Genomic DNA, 16,139 nt, shown 5'->3' on the forward strand with positions numbered 1-16,139 from the left:
TAATGTTTTTTATTACTGTTGACCAGCTTCTTTCTTCGCGTCATTTTTCATCTTATCATTTGCGAAGATAGAGAACTCACAACGACGGTTGGTAGCGCGGTTAGCGTCTGAATCATTTGGCACTTTAGGCTGTGATTCACCATACCAGAATCCCTGTATACGGCTCTTAGCAATACCCTGTGCTTCCAGATAAGACATTACACTCTTGGTTCTTCTTTCAGATAAACCCATGTTGTACTCATCTGTACCCTTGTCGTCGGTATGACCTTCCACACGTACATAAGTGTCAGGATACTTGTTCAGGATAACAGCCAGTTGTTTGATATTGTCCTGTGCTACGGCAGACAGGTTAGACTTATCAAAACCAAATAATACACCTGCATCAAATGTTACGTTGATACCTTCACCCACACGCTCTACGGTTGCATTTGGTACTTCCGTTTTTATTTCCTGCGCCTGTTTATCCATTTTTTTACCGATCAAAGCACCACCAGCACCGCCTAATGCAGCACCAATAATAGCTCCTAATGCAGTATTACCGGCTACTTTACCAATTACAGCACCAGCGGCAGCTCCGCCACCAACACCAATTGCAGCACCTTTTTTAGTATTGTCCATGCCCTGCCAGGTTTTACAACTGAACAACATGGTTGCAGACAAGACCAAGGCTACCAGAACATTGATTTTTTTCATCATAATAAATTTAGACATGAAGGGTTTTTAGCATTAATTCCGTTGACAAAACTAATTGAAATCCTGTATGCAAATAGTTTGCCAACTTGATTTAACAGTCACAACATATTGATAAGTAGAATTAAATAAGCAATAAAAAAATTGCAGGCATAAATCACATAACAATAATTGGGCATGTAAAATGTAACGTGTACGACTATATAACAAGCAAAGTGGTAAAAAGATTATCCAAGCAGATTTTTTAATAATCCGCCGATACCGCCGCCTTCGCCGGCCTGTTGTTGCTGTTGCTGCTGTTGGGCGCCATTTGATAACAGGCTCTTTAAATCATCCAGGTTCACCTGTCCGTCGCCGTTTTTATCCAAACCGCCGGAAAGCCCGCCCAGTATACCGTTCAGGTTAAGTCCCTGTGCAGAACCACCGGTAAGTGAGTTCAGGATACCATCCAGGCTGAAGCTGCTATTGTTGGGATCCTTTGTTTTATTTACCAGGGAGCCTAATACAGTTGGGATCAGGGTAGCCGCCAGTTGTGTAGCTGTACCTTTATCCAGGTGGAATTTCTCCAGGAGTGTTCCGATAAAATTGTTGGAGATATTTCCTACTACGGGATTAGCGGCGGAAGTATCGCTGCCGGCGCCACCCAGTAAAGATAACACGCCTTCTGTGTTACCACTGGCCAGTTCCTGTTGCAAACCCGTTGCAATGGAAGAAGTGGCTGCGCCTATTACGGCTTCATTCTGTTCGTTAGGAATAGCAGGATTGTTTACCACAGTACCCTGGGCATTTTCGCGGACGAGGTCCATTAATTGCTCTAACATTTGATGATGATTTAGGGGAAGAAAAAGGTTTTCCTTAGTGCTACGGCTTGTGACCGCTAACTAAATGTAGGATATTTTGTGTGATTACGACTTAACCCGGAGGAAATTTGTGGAAAGATAACAGCAGGGAAACACCCGTCACTTTCCACAAATTTAAAACCGGTGATCATTAACTGCCCTGCTTCAGCTTTTCTGCGTTTTCTGCAAATTGAAGGGCATCTATCATATCTTTAATATCGCCATTCATAAAGGCGTCCATATTATATACGGTCATACCAATACGGTGATCCGTTACACGTCCCTGCGGATAGTTATAGGTACGTATTTTAGCAGACCGGTCGCCGGTAGATACAAGGCTTTTACGCTGAGAGGCAATGGCATCTTCATGCTTACGCACCGCCGCTTCGTATATACGGGTACGTAACATCTTCATAGCAATTTCACGGTTAGAGTGCTGGCTGCGTCCTTCCTGGCACTCCACTACCACACCGGTGGGGATATGCGTTAACCTCACCGCCGATTCAGTTTTATTTACGTGCTGACCACCCGCACCGGAGGAACGGAAGGTATCCATTTTAATATCTGCTTCCCTTACATCCACATCCACCTCTTCAGCTTCCGGCAATACAGCTACAGTAGCCGCCGACGTATGTACGCGGCCCGAAGCTTCCGTAGCCGGTACGCGTTGCACCCGGTGTACGCCTGATTCAAATTTCAGGGTACCATATACATCATCTCCATTTACTTCCATTACTATTTCCTTATAACCACCTGCAGATCCGGCATTTTCACTTAGCAAACTGGTGGTCCAGCCTTTGAGCTCACAAAAACGGAGATACATGCGGAACAGGTCTCCCGCAAAAAGACTTGCCTCGTCACCGCCGGTACCGGCACGGATTTCAAGGATGGCATTCTTTTCATCCTGGGGATCTTTTGGTATCAGCAGGTTACGGATCTCTGCTTCCAGGGCTGTTTTCTGCTCCTGCAATTCTTCCGTTTCGGCTTTAGCCAGTTCGCGCATCTCATCGTCGCCACTGTCCAGTACTTCTTTGTTAAACGCAATATTGTCCAGCAATTTACGGTAGGCATCATATGCCTTCACGATCTTTTCCAACTGCCGGTATTCCTTGCTGAGCTGACCAAACTTCTTGTTATCACTAACAACCGCCGGGTTGGTAAGCGCCATCGATACCTGCTCGAAACGACCTTTTATAGCTTCCAGTTTGTCTATCATAATTATATTTGACTTTTGAGTACCCTTTCCAACCGGAAATGATACTGCCAATCGGGTTGCAAAATTAACACCATTAACTTAATTAAACAGCAGGTAATTGAAACAGATCAAATTAAAGGGAAAAGATATATTTAACGGTACGCATCTGCTGGGTCCCGGGAAAGTATTGACACTCACTGAAGATGGCGTAGTGACGGGCATTGTAGCCGAATCCGATGCCGGCCCCGGCGTCAGGGAACTGGACGGAATTCTTTGTCCGGGATTCATAAATACCCATTGTCACCTGGAATTATCCCATATGAAAGGGGTGATTCCGGAAAAAACCGGTCTGCCTGCCTTCCTCACCCAGGTGATGCAAACCAGGAACCAGGCCCCCGGCGATTATGACGCCATTATAGACAGGGCCGAGCAGGAAATGTGGGAAAGCGGCATTTCGGCTGTAGGCGATATCTGCAACAGTGCCGCCACCCTCGTAAAGAAACAACAGGGCAGGATGTACTACCATACTTTCGTGGAATGCATGGGTGTAGCACCTGCGGGCGCCGGTAGCCGTTATCAGTATAGTATGGAAGTATTGGCATCATTCCGGGCAATCAACGGCCCGTATCACAGCTGCTCCATTGTGCCGCACGCCCCCTATTCGGTTAGCAATGCGCTGTTTTCATTACTGGCCGGCACACCGGACAATGCGCCCGTATGTATCCACAACCAGGAAACACCGGCTGAAAATGAATTGTATCAGCACAAAACAGGGGAGTTCCTTTCTTTTTACCAGCACTTCGGAATGGATATCAGCGGATTCCAACCAACCGGCACCAACAGCCTGGAAGCTTATCTTCCCTATTTCTCCCGGAATAAAATCCTGCTGGTGCACAACACCTTTACCTCTGAAGCCGATATCCGGTTTACACAACAGCAACCCGTGGAAACCTGGTGGTGCTTTTGCCCGCAGGCGAACCTGTACATCGAAAACCGCTTACCGGATATCCAACAATTCCGGCAGCAGCAATGCAACATCACCCTTGGTACCGACAGCCTCGCATCCAATCACCGCCTGTCTATTTGGGAAGAAATAAAAACCATCCGCCTACATTTTCCGGAAATTCCGTTGGAAGAAATACTCCAATGGGCTACATTTAACGGCGCAAACGCCCTGGGCATACAAAACACCTATGGCAGTTTTACCACTGGCAGTAAACCGGGTGTAATATTGATTAACCAGGAAACCAGCAGAATCATTTAGCTATAACTATGAACGAATTTTTGAACAAAGTAATTTTAGACAACCCCGTACAGGATTACCTGATTTTGATCGGTGTTTTACTGTTTGTGTTTATTATCAAACGGTATATTTCAAAGGGACTGGCCACCATCCTGTTCAGGCTGGTCCGGCACTGGTCGCCGCAAATTGAAGAAAAAGACTTTATCAGCCTGTTGCTACGTCCGCTGGAATATTTCTTCCTGCTGATCACCTTCATGCTGACGATCGACCGCTTTACATTTCCGCAGGTTCTCAATGTTCATGTTTATAACAAGGCAACGCTGCACGATGTTACCAATACCTTACTGAGCCTGGCGTTGAGTATGAGTATTATCTGGATCATGCTGCGGCTGATCGATTTCATCGCACTGGTACTGGAAAAGAAAGCCGATCTCACAGAAGATAAAACCGATAACCAGTTCATTATTTTCTTCCGGGATTTTTTCAAGGCCATTATATTTATCATGGGCGCCATTGCCTTCATCCGTATCCTTTTTGGTCCCGGCCTGGTAGAGAAGATCATCGCCGGTTTGGGAATAGGTGCTGCTGCCCTCGCATTGGCAGCAAAAGAAAGTATAGAAAACCTGATTGGCTCCTTTATTATCTTCTTTGATAAACCATTCCGTGTAGGCGATAACGTTAAAGTGGATTCCTGGCAGGGCACTGTAGAAAAAATTGGCTTGCGCAGCACGCGTATCCGCACACTGGAAAAGACTTTTGTCACCGTCCCCAACAAAAAAATGGTAGACAGTATCCTGGATAACCTTTCGCTGCGTACCCAGCAACGGGTAGCCTTAAAGCTGGAACTGGGTACAGACACACCAGCAGACACCCTGCTGTTGTTTTTACAAGACGTGCGGCAAATGCTGAACAACAATCCCAACGTACTGGAAAACCCGGTGGTAAACCTGAATGATTTCACCAAAGATACCTACGTGATCCAGATCATTTTCAACACGTACATTATTGATGGCACCCAGTATAATGCTTTGAGGGAAACAGTGAACCTTGGTGTGATAAAACTGATGGAGGCCCGTGAGCTCAAGTTGCCTACTACCTCCACAACGGTTACCCTGAGCGACCTGCGGGCGGAGTAGTGCGGATTTTGTCTTGGCTCAGGATTACGCTGATTTTACTGATTAGCTGGATTTTTACTGTTGGATTTTTTTAGATTTCTTGATTTTCTTAAAATAATTAAGGGAGATAAAAGCGAATATCCGCTTCTATCTCCCTTAATCTTTTATAAAATCCAAAAGTAAAAATCCAGCTAATCAGTAAAATCAGCGTAATCCTGAGCCAAGACAAAATCCGCTATTCCTTTTCCTTCTTCGTGCTGCTCAGCAGGATGCGGGAAATGTCGGCTTCTATGGATTCTTTGGGCGCACCTACGATGCGGCCTTCTTCTTTACCGTCTTTGAATACGATGATAGTAGGTAATTTCTTTACTTTATAATCTACCGGAGCATCTGTCTGCAGTTTCTTATCTGCTGCAAACATTACGATCTGTTCGTCGGGGCTGCCGCCGGTGATCATTACTTTATACAGGGCTGGTACTACTTCGCGGCTGGTATTGTCCCAGGTGCCCATCACCACTACCATGTTGAAGTTAGCGCGGTTGGTTTTAATATAGTTCAGCATATTATCGTTAGGCTGGTAGCTGTTTACACCTTTGTAGAACCACGTTGCGGAGGTGTCATTCATCAGTGTTTTCATATCTATCTTGCCCTTCAGTACTGTTTCGTTCTGTGCCCATGCCAGGGATGAGAATAACAGGCCACCACCCAGTAGTAATGTTTTCAATCGCATAATGTTGTTTTTATAATTGATCTTTCAGTTCCGTTAAGAAACCACGTACCTTTAGCAAAGCCTGTACCATTTCAAAATTACGGGCAGCCAGCTTATGATCTTCTTTCAGTTTTTGCTTGGCTCCTTCAATTGTATATTTTCTTTCCCGCAGTAAATGGTAGATTAATTTAAGGTGGTGAATATCTTCCTGCCGGAAAAGGCGGTCGCCTTTCCGGTTCTTTTTGGGTTGCAGTATATCAAACTCATTTTCCCAATAACGTATCAGCGACGTATTCACCTTAAACATGGCTGCAACCTCACTGATAGAATAATACTGTTTCTCCAATACCAATTTATCCAATTCCATAATCAGATCCGGGTCCTCCGATAACTCTTTCAATGATTTACGCCCCCGTTTTTTCCCAGGTATGGTGGTTGCTACGGCAGCTTTCTTGCTGCTGGCCTTTGCTTTTACTTTAACTGGTCTTGTTACCGCAGCTTCTGTGGGATGCGGTACTCCAGATGTCGAAAAAAGGTCTAGCTGGTGCATCGTAGTAAAAAACGAGGTGACAAATATCTTTTACAAGATGAAGTTAAGCTTTTAGCTTGTAGCTTGTAACATTCCCACCTCATTTTTTGGGTTTAGACAAGTTACGGAAAGCCCGCAACTGGCTAAAAACTATAACTTTAGTCAAACGACTGGTTCCCTGACCTGGCCATTTTGAGCATGCGGTCAAACTGTTCCGGGGTAAGATCATTAAAGAAGAAATACACGGGGTCCACCTTGTCTCCGTTTTTAATGACTTCGTAGTGGCAGTGCGGTCCGGTAGATTTACCGGTGCTGCCTACCCAGCCTAATACATCACCGCGTTTTACCGCCTGGCCGGCCTTCACTTTCATACGGAGCATGTGTCCGTACAGGGTTTTATAGCCATATCCATGTCGTACAATCACGTGGTTGCCGTATCCCACATCGCTCAGGCTGGCCTCTTCAATCACACCGTCGCCGGTAGCATAGATGGGAGTGCCGCTGGGTGCTGCAAAGTCGAGCCCCGCGTGGTATTTCATGGTCTTATAAATAGGATCGATCCGGTACCCGAAACCGGAGGCAATATGTTTAAGGTCTTTATTGGAAACCGGCTGGATGGCAGGGATAGAGGCCAGCATCTGCTGTTTGTTCTTCACCATCTTATCAATTTCATTGTAAGATGCTTCCTGCGCTTTTACGCGGTTATTGAGTTCTTTCAGAAGTACAGCCGTGGAGGCGATAATCTCGCTGCTGGCAAAGGATTGCAGCTGGGCGGCTTCTTCTTCCCGCTTTACTTTACCCATACGGGTGCTATCCGGAATAGGAGAGGCTTCAAATATCACCCGGTAAATTTCATTGTCACGGTCTTCCAGCTCCGCCAGTTTTCCCTTTACTTCCCTCATCCGGCCCTGCAACGCATCATATTTTTCTTTCATACCTTCCAGGTCGCGGCGAAGTGATTTCTCCTTTGGGGAGTCTACCAGCCGGTATGCCACGGAAAGAAAAATAGCCCCGGTCACGATAGCCGCAGACACAAACCCCAGTATTCTCAGGATTTTTACCCGCAGGGAAACCACGAGCTTCTCGTATTTTAATGTTTGGGTATTATAAAAATATTTAACCTTCTTCATGCACCAGGGTGTACTTTATGCGCCATAGTGCAGTGAACGCTATGACAGCCGATTTATTTCACGAGGCACAAACTTATGGATGGGTAATCATTGGCATTTCTTTTCCCACTAAACTATTTTTGCCGGGTAACACAACCTGTTTTGCATAATCATACAGGTTTCGATATTTTTGCACTCCCTTTAACACGGCGGGAAAATAAGGCGCACAAACCTACTGTAATTAGATTAAAACATCAACCTTTTGATTGTCAATTTTCTAACTACTTCATAAGGACTTGAAATACAGCTACAAGCCCCTAACCGGTTATGGCTTATAAGATATAAAATACATATTAATTCGTATCAATATTTATGACAGCATCTGAAATAAGACAGCAATTCCTGGACTTTTTTGCGTCAAAAGGGCACCAGATTGTCCCATCTGCCCCCATCGTTATTAAAAACGACCCTACCCTGATGTTCACCAACGCGGGCATGAACCAGTTCAAGGATTACTTCCTGGGTAACAGGGTTCCTCCCAATAAAAGGGTGGTAGATACGCAAAAGTGCCTGCGGGTAAGCGGCAAGCACAACGACCTGGAAGAAGTGGGTATTGATACTTACCACCATACCATGTTTGAAATGCTCGGTAACTGGAGCTTTGGCGACTACTTTAAAAAAGAAGCCATTGCCTGGAGTTGGGAGCTGCTCACAGAAGTATATAAAATCCCTAAAGACAAACTCTATGTGACTGTTTTCCAGGGAGATGAAAAAGAAAACCTGCCAAAAGACCAGGAAGCCTACGACTTCTGGAAAGAACATATCGCGGAAGACCGTATCCTGTTGGGTAATAAAAAAGATAATTTCTGGGAGATGGGCGATACCGGTCCATGCGGCCCCTGCTCGGAAATCCACGTAGATTGCCGCCCTGCAGCAGAGAAAAACCTGGTAGACGGTAAAACCCTCGTAAATGCCGACCATCCACAGGTGATTGAAATATGGAACAACGTATTCATGCAGTTCAACCGCCTGAAAGATAAATCCCTGGAGCCACTGCCTGCCCAACACGTAGATACAGGCATGGGCCTGGAACGCCTCGTCAGAGTATTGCAGGATAAAACCTCCAACTATGACACCGACCTGTTCATGGGCACCATCCACACCACGGAAGGACTTACCGGTAAAAAATACGCTGGCACTGATGATAAGAAAGATGTAGCCTTCCGCGTAATCGCAGATCACATCCGCGCAATTTCCTTTACCATCGCCGACGGACAGCTGCCATCCAATACCGGCGCAGGCTACGTGATCCGTCGTATTCTCCGCAGGGCGGTACGTTACTACTTCTCTTTCCTCGATGTGAAAAAACCCCTGCTGCACGACCTGGTACCCGTACTGGCGGCACAGTTTTCACATGTGTTCCCTGAACTGCAACAACAGGCGGACTTCGTGAAGAAAGTAGTGTTTGAAGAAGAAAACAACTTCCTGCGCACCCTGGAAAGTGGTATCCGCCGGATCGAAGACTATATCAAAAACGCCACCACCAAAACAGTAGATGGTCAAACAGCTTTCGAATTATACGACACCTACGGCTTCCCTTATGACCTTACCAGCCTGATTGCCTCCGAAAATGGCTTCACTGTTGACAAAGAGGGCTTCGATGCCGCCATGAAACAACAGAAAGACCGCTCCCGCGCCGCCACAGAATTGGATATGGGCGATTGGGTAGTACTCGACGAAACGCCTAACTCCGTTTTCGTAGGTTACGAACAACTGAAAAGCACCACCAAACTGCTGAAGTACCGGACCGTGAAAGCAAAAGGTAAAGAGCAGTTCCAGCTGGTACTGGGCCAAACACCCTTCTACGCTGAAAGTGGCGGACAGGTAGGTGATACCGGTACCCTGCACTTCGGCGATGAGGTAATTCATGTAACCGATACCAAAAAAGAAAACAACCTCACCATACATTTCGCGGATAAGCTGCCGGCACAGCCAACTGCAACCGTAAAGGCCGCCGTAGCTAAAGATAAACGCCACAATACAGAGCGTCATCACTCGGCTACCCACTTACTGCACGCTGCACTGCGGCAGGTTTTGGGTACACACGTGGCACAGAAAGGTTCGCTGGTAAATGCGGATGCCCTGCGCTTCGACTTCTCCCACTTCGCCAAAGTAACCGACGAGGAACTGGCGCAGATAGAAGCCATTGTGAACGAAAAAATCCGTGAAAACATTCCAGTGGTGATCCGTGAACTTCCAAAGGAGGAAGCCCTGAAACTGGGTGCGATGGCCCTCTTTGGCGAGAAATACGGCGATACCGTACGCGTGGTAATTATTGACCCCGCCTATAGTGTGGAACTTTGCGGCGGTACACATATCAGCTCAACCGGCGAATTAGGCCAGTTTAAATTTGTTTCCGAAGGAGCTGTGGCCGCCGGCGTGCGCCGCGTGGAAGCAGTAACTGGTGCTAAAGCAGAAGCCTTCGTTAACGAGCAGTTACAGCAACTGAAAGAAATTAAAGCTGCCCTGAAAAATCCGAAAGAACTGGTGAAATCCATAGAAACCCTGATCCAGGACAAATCTTCCCTGGAAAAACAACTGGAAACACTGGAACAGGAAAAGGTACGGGCAATGGCAGCCACTATACGCCACCAGGCGGAAAACATCAATGGAGTTAACTTCCTCGGACAAGTGGTGAATGTAAGCAACGCGGAGGGACTGAAACAGCTTTCTTTCCAACTGAAAAACGATATCCCGGATCATGTACTGCTGTTTATTGCCAATATTGGCGGAAAAGCCAGCGTGGCGCTCAGTATAGATGAGAAACTGGTGGCATCCAAAGGATGGGAAGCGCCAAAGATCATTAAAGAACACATTGCTCCGCTGATAAAAGGCGGCGGCGGTGGCCAGAAAACCTTTGCTACAGCAGGCGGACAGGAAACAGACAAACTGGACCAGGTGATTGCTGCGGTAAAAAAACTGCTCACAACTTAAAATAATGCTCACAGCATAAAAATGAGGGCTGGCTAAAAAGTCAAATTGGGCTTTTAAGCCAGCCCTTTCTATTCCAGGACGTGACTAACACCGTAAACCTTTTCCAGGATTTAACACTTATATTGTAAACTTTAAACAGGGTTATCTAACTAAAGTGTAAACCTTTTTCAGGACGTGACCATTCTATCCAGGGCGGCATAGTGTATGGGGAGTGTATGGGAAGTGTATGATAAGTGTATCATGAGTGTATGGGAAGTGTATGGGGAATGTATGGGGAATGTATGGGGAGTACGACACATACGCTACTCCTAAGTATCCGAGAAGTATCCCAGAAGTATCGGAGAAGTATCCCGGAAGTAAGGGCGGCACCTTCTTCAAATAATAAAAAAACACCCTGTAAAGCGTATTCTTTTTGCCCCAAAACCATAGATTTTAACTTTTTCTTTCCTGACCCACCCTTTAATTTTGCCGCATTAGTTTAAATTTAATCAACAAAATACCTAATTACCATGACCAGGTTACTGCAAATCCTCACCATAGCAGGTTTTTCCTGCTTCACTATGAGCGCGGTATCTGCGCAAACGAAAGATTCTTCCAAAAATCAGTTGGGAGAGTTCGATGAAATTGTGATCAAACACAAAGGCAACAAAGACGGCAAAGTGACCGTGGAAATTAAAAACGGCGATGTTTTCATCAATGGTCAAAAACTGGACCGGTACGACAATTCCGATCTCTCCGTTTTCCGCAGGAAGATCACGCCGCGGGATGGCAACACCATCACGTTTGACAGCAACAGTTTACAGGGAGGCGGCTTTGATTTGTTTAACGACAACGACGGTGATGACGAAAATGACATAGAAATGCCGGTGATGAATAAAGCCATTCTCGGTGTGATCACTGAAAAAGTAGCCGCCAGCGGTGTAACCGTAAAATCAGTAGCAAAAGGTACTCCCGCAGATAAAGCAGGAATAAAAACCGGCGATATCATTACTTCTGTAGATGATAAAAAGATCAATGAACCCGCAGAATTATTTGAAGAGATCGGCAAACATAAACCGGCAGACAAAGTAACGGTAACGTACATACGTAATACCAAAACAAACAAAGTGGCTGTTACCCTGGATGAAAGAAAGGAAATAGATAATGGCTGGACTATGCACCCACCTTTATCTGCACTGCCGAAGAACGGACCGAGATCTTTCTCTTTCCCAATGCCACGCGGCTTCCAGGGATTTGGCGACAGTTGGGATAATAACGAAAAACTTGGCCTCCGCGTACAGGATACTGAAAAAAATGAAGGCGCCCAGGTAATCGAGGTGGCGCCTTCCTCCGCAGCTGCAGCAGCAGGTTTCCAAAAAGATGATATCGTATTGGAACTTGCCGGTATACCGGTTAAAAACGCCGCGGAGCTGTCTAAAGCTTACCGTGAAACACAAGCCAAAGTAAAAGGCGATGCTCCAGCGAAAATCCGCCGGAATGGCGCCGATCAAACGCTGATCATTAAGTTACCGGTGAAACTGAATAAGGCAGATATATAAGCCTACTTCATCACCATCTTCATCATCTTCAATTTATTTTTAAACGGCGGGTACTTCATGGGAACATCCAGCCAGGTAGCCGTTTTCAGCATTCCTTTCTGATGGGTAAAAGTATCAAAGCTGTATTTGCCATGATACTTTCCCATCCCGCTGTAACCGGCGCCACCAAAGGGTAATTCGGGATTGGTGAGATGTACCAGCGCATTATTTACACAACCTCCGCCAAACCGCACCTGCTCTATCAGCGCTTTCTCCGTTTTTTTACTCTTTGTAAAAACATATAATGCCAGTGGATAAGGCAACTGCTTGATGGCTTGTATGGCCTGCGGCAGGCCGGTATAAGTAAGTATGGGCAGCACGGGGCCGAATATCTCGTCCTGCATTACCGGGTCTGTCCATTCCACATCTTCCAGCAGGGTAGGGGCTATATAAAGCTGTTCGCGGTTGGTTTGCCCGCCGTGTAATACATGGCCGTCGCCCAGGTAGCCTGCCACCGTATCAAACCGCCTGGCATTGATAATACGCGCATAATCGTTGCTGCGGGAGGGATCTTCTCCAAAAAATTCCGTTATCGCCGCCTTGAGTGCGGCTACCAGTTCATCTTTCACTTTGTGGTGTACGAGGAGGTAATCCGGCGCCACACAGGTTTGACCGGCATTCCAGAACTTACCCCACACTATTCGTTTAGCCGCCACCGTTACATTCACCTTTTCATCTACCACGCAGGGCGATTTACCGCCTAATTCCAGCGTAACCGGTGTGAGATGCGGCACCGCCATTTCCAGGATCTTCTTGCCCACCGGGATGCTTCCGGTAAAAAATACATGGTCGAACCGGAAACTCATCAGGGTAGGAATCACTGCTGTTCCATCTCCCTCTACTACTGTAATATAAGCCGGATCAAAAGTATCTTTTATCAGGGCAGCGGTTACCGCGGCCGTATGCGGCGCCAGCTCCGATGGCTTAATAATAGCGCAGTTGCCGCCGGCAATGGCTCCCAGCAAAGGACTGAGCAGCAACATAAACGGATAATTCCAGGGGCCAATGATCAGCGTAAGCCCTAACGGCTGCTTATACACCCGGCTGCTGCTGGGATAGGTAACAAAAGGAGAGGTAACCAGCTCCGGCTCCATCCACTGCTTCAACCCTTGCAGGATATAACTGATTTCTTCATATAAAAATCCTATCTCACTACCATAAGATTCCAGTGGATGCTTGTGCAGATCAGCATGCAGGGCAGCGGTAATTTTATCTTCAAACTTTTTAATCCCGTTCTTTAAACGCTTTAGCTGCGTTTTCCGGAAAGAATAAGAAAGTGTGGCGCCGGAGTCGAAATAAACCTGTTGCGCCTGATAAAGCTGACTTGCCTGGGCCTTGCTGATCATAGGGAAGAAATTTTGATGTGTATCTCAATTTAGGGATTTATTGGCACCCAATAGCCTGAAATCACGGTATTATTTGAATATATTTGTGGGAATCAGTACGGAAAATGAGCGATATATACAGCAAATATGAAACAGTGATCGGGCTGGAAGTGCACGCCCAGCTGCTTACCGAAAGTAAATTATTTTGCAGCGACAGCGCAGCTTTTGGCGGCGCTCCAAATACGCATATCAGTCCCATTACCATGGGGCACCCGGGTACTTTGCCCCGTATGAACCGTAAAGCGGCCGAATATGCCATCAAACTGGGTCTTGCCTGCCATTGTGAAATTGAAAAGGACAATTATTTTGCCCGTAAGAATTATTTCTACCCGGATCTTCCAAAAGGATACCAGGTATCTCAACATACGGCGCCTATCTGTAAAGGCGGTTATATTACCATTATTACAGATGCAGGCACCCGCAATGTACAGCTGAACCGCATCCACCTGGAAGAAGATGCCGGTAAACTCCTGCACGACCAGGACCCCGACAACAGCTACGTGGATTTAAACCGCGCGGGCGTTCCCCTCGTGGAAATAGTAACTGAACCGGACATGCATAACAGCGAGGAAGCCTACGCTTATCTCACTGAAATGCGCCGCCTGGTGCGCTACCTCGGCGTATGTGATGGTAACATGGAAGAAGGCAGCATGCGCTGCGATGCCAACATTTCAGTTCGCCCGAAAGGCACCACCACCCTGGGTACAAAGGTGGAAGTAAAAAACATGAACTCTATCCGCAACGTAAAGCGGGCTATTGATAACGAGGTAAAAAGACAGATAGATCTCATAGAAGCCGGCGGTACCCTGGTGCAGGAAACACGCAGCTTTGACGCCTCCAACGGCAGCTCTTTTTCCCTGCGCTCCAAAGAAGAAGCCAACGATTACCGCTACTTCCCGGAACCAGACCTGGCGCCATTCAGGCTAACAGATGAATTCATCAACAGCGTGCGGGCCACACTACCTGCATTACCGGAAGAACTCATCCGTAAATACACCACCGATTTTGGCCTGCCGGAATATGATGCGCGTGTTATCTGCGATGATAAATCCACGGCAGATTATTATGAAAGTCTTATCGCCGTTACCTCGCAATACAAAGCCGCCGCCAACTGGATGCTGGGCCCTGTTAAATCCTGGCTGAATGAACATTCGGCGGAAATAAGTCATTTCCCGGTAACACCACAGGCACTGGCGGCGTTGATTACGCTTACCGATGCAGGAAAAGTCAGCTTCTCCATCGCGTCTTCCCGCATATTGCCGGAAATGATCCAAACACCCGCGGATCATCCGATGGATATCGCTACCCGGCTGAATTTATTACAGGATCATAATGCCGATAACATTTCTCCCATTATTGATGAGGTGCTGGCAAAATATCCGGATAAAGTAGCTGCTTTTAAAGGTGGCAAAAAAGGATTGATGTCGTTGTTCGTGGGAGAAGTGATGAAGCTGTCCAAAGGCAAGGCTGATCCCCGGCTTACCAACGAATTGCTGGCAGAGAAGCTCAAAGGCTAAATAGCATTGAAAATATTTATCCTATATTGAGTGGCTTAGGTCAGATGAATGTTCAAAAAATAATAGCATGAAAAAATACTTATTATGGATTTCCGCCGCCGCTTTCCTCGCAGGATGCGCCGGACAAACGGAAAAAGGTGAATTTAAAATAGACGGGCACCTGAACAATTTACCATTGGGTCCGGTATTACTGGAAGAACTGACACTTGACAATGTGAAAGTGGTAGATTCTACCAATGTAAAGGACGCCAGCGGCAAATTCACGCTGAAAGGAATGGTAGCCGAACAGGGGCTGTACCGTGTACGCTTCGAAAACGGCAAATTTATATTGCTCGCACTCGATGCCGGCGATATGAAAATAGATGGAGATATAGATAAACTGGAAGATGTAAAGATCAGCGGCTCCGAACCAACCGCCGAACTGCAACAGTTTATGAGCGATATCAGCAAACAGTCTATTGCACTCACGGAAGAAATGCGCAGCCTGGACAGTCTCCATACAATACTGCCTGATAGTGCATTCCAGTCTAAAGTAGCTGCCTTCCAGAAAAAAGAAAAAGATTTTGAAAACGGCTTTTTCCTGATGGCCGATAAAACAAAAAATCCTGCTACCGCAGTATTTGCCATCAGCCAGGTAAGAAGCGGAGAAGAGATTGTTGCACACAAACAGGTGATCACCAATCTTGCTACCCGTTTCCCTAAAAACACGCTGGTAAAAAGTATGACAGATAAAATCCTGGAACTGGAAAAGAACCAGGGCGCGGGCGCCGCAGGCGGTGATGCAGCCGGTGGTGAAGAACCTTCTGCTGTGAAAGTAGGCCAGGTAGCACCCGACTTCTCCCTTCCGGATCCATCCGGCAAAATGATCAGCCTCAGCTCTTTCCGCGGTAAATATGTACTGGTGGATTTCTGGGCCAGCTGGTGCGGTCCATGCCGCCAGGAAAACCCGAATGTGGTAAAAGCTTATCAGCAATACAAAGGAAAAAACTTTACCATTCTCGGCGTATCACTGGATAAAACGAAAGATAAATGGCAGGAAGCCATCAAAGCAGATGGACTGGCCTGGAACCATGTAAGCGATCTCAAATTCTGGGATTCCGCGGTGGTACCTTTATACGGTCTTAACGCTATTCCTACTAATTTTCTGCTGGATCCACAGGGAAAAGTAATTGCCTCCAACCTGAGAGGACCTGCGCTGGAAGCGAAGCTGCAGGAAGTACTGAAATAAGCTATCTAT

At 46.6% G+C, this 16,139-nt stretch carries 13 protein-coding genes; 6 read left to right on the forward strand and 7 right to left on the reverse strand.

Annotated elements, in window-relative coordinates; translation table 11 throughout:
* Positions 1-12: 12 nt before the first annotated feature.
* From ACLHR0_RS29725 to prfA, 3 genes are all read right to left on the reverse strand, one after another.
* The gene (locus tag ACLHR0_RS29725; RefSeq protein ID WP_436491459.1) at positions 13-618 is read right to left on the reverse strand and encodes an OmpA family protein; all 606 of its coding nucleotides are present in this window, start codon (positions 616-618) and stop codon (positions 13-15) included.
* Between the two features lie 299 nt (positions 619-917).
* Positions 918-1,511 (reverse strand): hypothetical protein, encoded by a 594-nt coding sequence (locus ACLHR0_RS29730; protein WP_370909197.1) that lies wholly within the window; start codon positions 1,509-1,511, stop codon positions 918-920.
* A 169-nt stretch (positions 1,512-1,680) separates the two neighbouring features.
* A complete protein-coding gene (gene prfA / locus ACLHR0_RS29735; protein ID WP_079469866.1) occupies positions 1,681-2,745 on the reverse strand; it encodes a peptide chain release factor 1 in 1,065 nt (354 codons plus the stop codon).
* A 97-nt stretch (positions 2,746-2,842) separates the two neighbouring features.
* On the opposite strand from prfA, the gene ACLHR0_RS29740 reads away from it, so the two are divergent.
* A complete protein-coding gene (locus ACLHR0_RS29740; RefSeq protein WP_436491460.1) occupies positions 2,843-3,988 on the forward strand; it encodes an amidohydrolase family protein in 1,146 nt (381 codons plus the stop codon).
* A gap of 8 nt (positions 3,989-3,996) precedes the next feature.
* Entirely contained in the window at positions 3,997-5,103 is a 1,107-nt protein-coding gene (locus ACLHR0_RS29745) for a mechanosensitive ion channel family protein (protein ID WP_436491461.1), read from the forward strand.
* A gap of 214 nt (positions 5,104-5,317) precedes the next feature.
* Here the strand turns inward: ACLHR0_RS29745 and ACLHR0_RS29750 are convergent, their stop codons facing one another.
* From ACLHR0_RS29750 to ACLHR0_RS29760, 3 genes are all read right to left on the reverse strand, one after another.
* Positions 5,318-5,812, reverse strand: coding sequence for a thioredoxin domain-containing protein (locus ACLHR0_RS29750; protein WP_079469869.1), 495 nt, complete (start codon positions 5,810-5,812; stop codon positions 5,318-5,320).
* Between the two features lie 10 nt (positions 5,813-5,822).
* The gene (locus ACLHR0_RS29755; RefSeq protein ID WP_370909193.1) at positions 5,823-6,341 is read right to left on the reverse strand and encodes a MerR family transcriptional regulator; all 519 of its coding nucleotides are present in this window, start codon (positions 6,339-6,341) and stop codon (positions 5,823-5,825) included.
* 137 nt (positions 6,342-6,478) lie between these two features.
* A complete protein-coding gene (locus ACLHR0_RS29760) occupies positions 6,479-7,450 on the reverse strand; it encodes a M23 family metallopeptidase (protein ID WP_436491462.1) in 972 nt (323 codons plus the stop codon).
* Positions 7,451-7,801: 351 nt separating this feature from the next.
* On the opposite strand from ACLHR0_RS29760, the gene alaS reads away from it, so the two are divergent.
* Together alaS and ACLHR0_RS29770 are read left to right on the forward strand one after the other, a co-directional pair.
* Positions 7,802-10,423, forward strand: a complete 2,622-nt coding sequence (gene alaS, locus ACLHR0_RS29765) for an alanine--tRNA ligase (RefSeq protein WP_436491463.1) — start codon at positions 7,802-7,804, stop codon at positions 10,421-10,423.
* Between the two features lie 509 nt (positions 10,424-10,932).
* A complete protein-coding gene (locus ACLHR0_RS29770; RefSeq protein WP_436491464.1) occupies positions 10,933-11,961 on the forward strand; it encodes a PDZ domain-containing protein in 1,029 nt (342 codons plus the stop codon).
* A 2-nt stretch (positions 11,962-11,963) separates the two neighbouring features.
* Here ACLHR0_RS29770 and ACLHR0_RS29775 read toward each other — a convergent pair whose 3' ends face one another.
* Positions 11,964-13,346: an aldehyde dehydrogenase gene (locus ACLHR0_RS29775; RefSeq protein ID WP_436491465.1), complete on the reverse strand. Its 1,383-nt coding sequence runs from the start codon at positions 13,344-13,346 to the stop codon at positions 11,964-11,966.
* Positions 13,347-13,450: 104 nt separating this feature from the next.
* On the opposite strand from ACLHR0_RS29775, the gene gatB reads away from it, so the two are divergent.
* Both gatB and ACLHR0_RS29785 read left to right on the forward strand, forming a co-directional pair.
* Entirely contained in the window at positions 13,451-14,902 is a 1,452-nt protein-coding gene (gatB, locus tag ACLHR0_RS29780) for an Asp-tRNA(Asn)/Glu-tRNA(Gln) amidotransferase subunit GatB (RefSeq protein ID WP_436491466.1), read from the forward strand.
* 67 nt (positions 14,903-14,969) lie between these two features.
* Positions 14,970-16,130 (forward strand): redoxin domain-containing protein, encoded by a 1,161-nt coding sequence (locus ACLHR0_RS29785; protein ID WP_436491467.1) that lies wholly within the window; start codon positions 14,970-14,972, stop codon positions 16,128-16,130.
* The last annotated feature ends 9 nt before the right edge of the window (positions 16,131-16,139 follow it).

Origin of the sequence: Chitinophaga sp. ARDCPP14 (assembly GCF_051362515.1) — a bacterium.
Classification (GTDB): Bacteria; Bacteroidota; Bacteroidia; order Chitinophagales; family Chitinophagaceae; genus Chitinophaga.

What these genes read in the sequence shown, in the direction of transcription:
- ACLHR0_RS29725 (WP_436491459.1), bottom strand. Translation starts at nt 618, where the DNA reads ATGGACAATACTAAAAAAGGTGCTGCAATTGGTGTTGGTGGCGGAGCT.
- ACLHR0_RS29730 (WP_370909197.1), bottom strand. Translation starts at nt 1,511, where the DNA reads ATGTTAGAGCAATTAATGGACCTCGTCCGCGAAAATGCCCAGGGTACT.
- prfA (WP_079469866.1), bottom strand. Translation starts at nt 2,745, where the DNA reads ATGATAGACAAACTGGAAGCTATAAAAGGTCGTTTCGAGCAGGTATCG.
- ACLHR0_RS29745 (WP_436491461.1), top strand. Translation starts at nt 3,997, where the DNA reads ATGAACGAATTTTTGAACAAAGTAATTTTAGACAACCCCGTACAGGAT.
- ACLHR0_RS29750 (WP_079469869.1), bottom strand. Translation starts at nt 5,812, where the DNA reads ATGCGATTGAAAACATTACTACTGGGTGGTGGCCTGTTATTCTCATCC.
- ACLHR0_RS29755 (WP_370909193.1), bottom strand. Translation starts at nt 6,341, where the DNA reads ATGCACCAGCTAGACCTTTTTTCGACATCTGGAGTACCGCATCCCACA.
- ACLHR0_RS29760 (WP_436491462.1), bottom strand. Translation starts at nt 7,450, where the DNA reads ATGAAGAAGGTTAAATATTTTTATAATACCCAAACATTAAAATACGAG.
- alaS (WP_436491463.1), top strand. Translation starts at nt 7,802, where the DNA reads ATGACAGCATCTGAAATAAGACAGCAATTCCTGGACTTTTTTGCGTCA.
- ACLHR0_RS29770 (WP_436491464.1), top strand. Translation starts at nt 10,933, where the DNA reads ATGACCAGGTTACTGCAAATCCTCACCATAGCAGGTTTTTCCTGCTTC.
- ACLHR0_RS29775 (WP_436491465.1), bottom strand. Translation starts at nt 13,346, where the DNA reads ATGATCAGCAAGGCCCAGGCAAGTCAGCTTTATCAGGCGCAACAGGTT.
- gatB (WP_436491466.1), top strand. Translation starts at nt 13,451, where the DNA reads ATGAGCGATATATACAGCAAATATGAAACAGTGATCGGGCTGGAAGTG.
- ACLHR0_RS29785 (WP_436491467.1), top strand. Translation starts at nt 14,970, where the DNA reads ATGAAAAAATACTTATTATGGATTTCCGCCGCCGCTTTCCTCGCAGGA.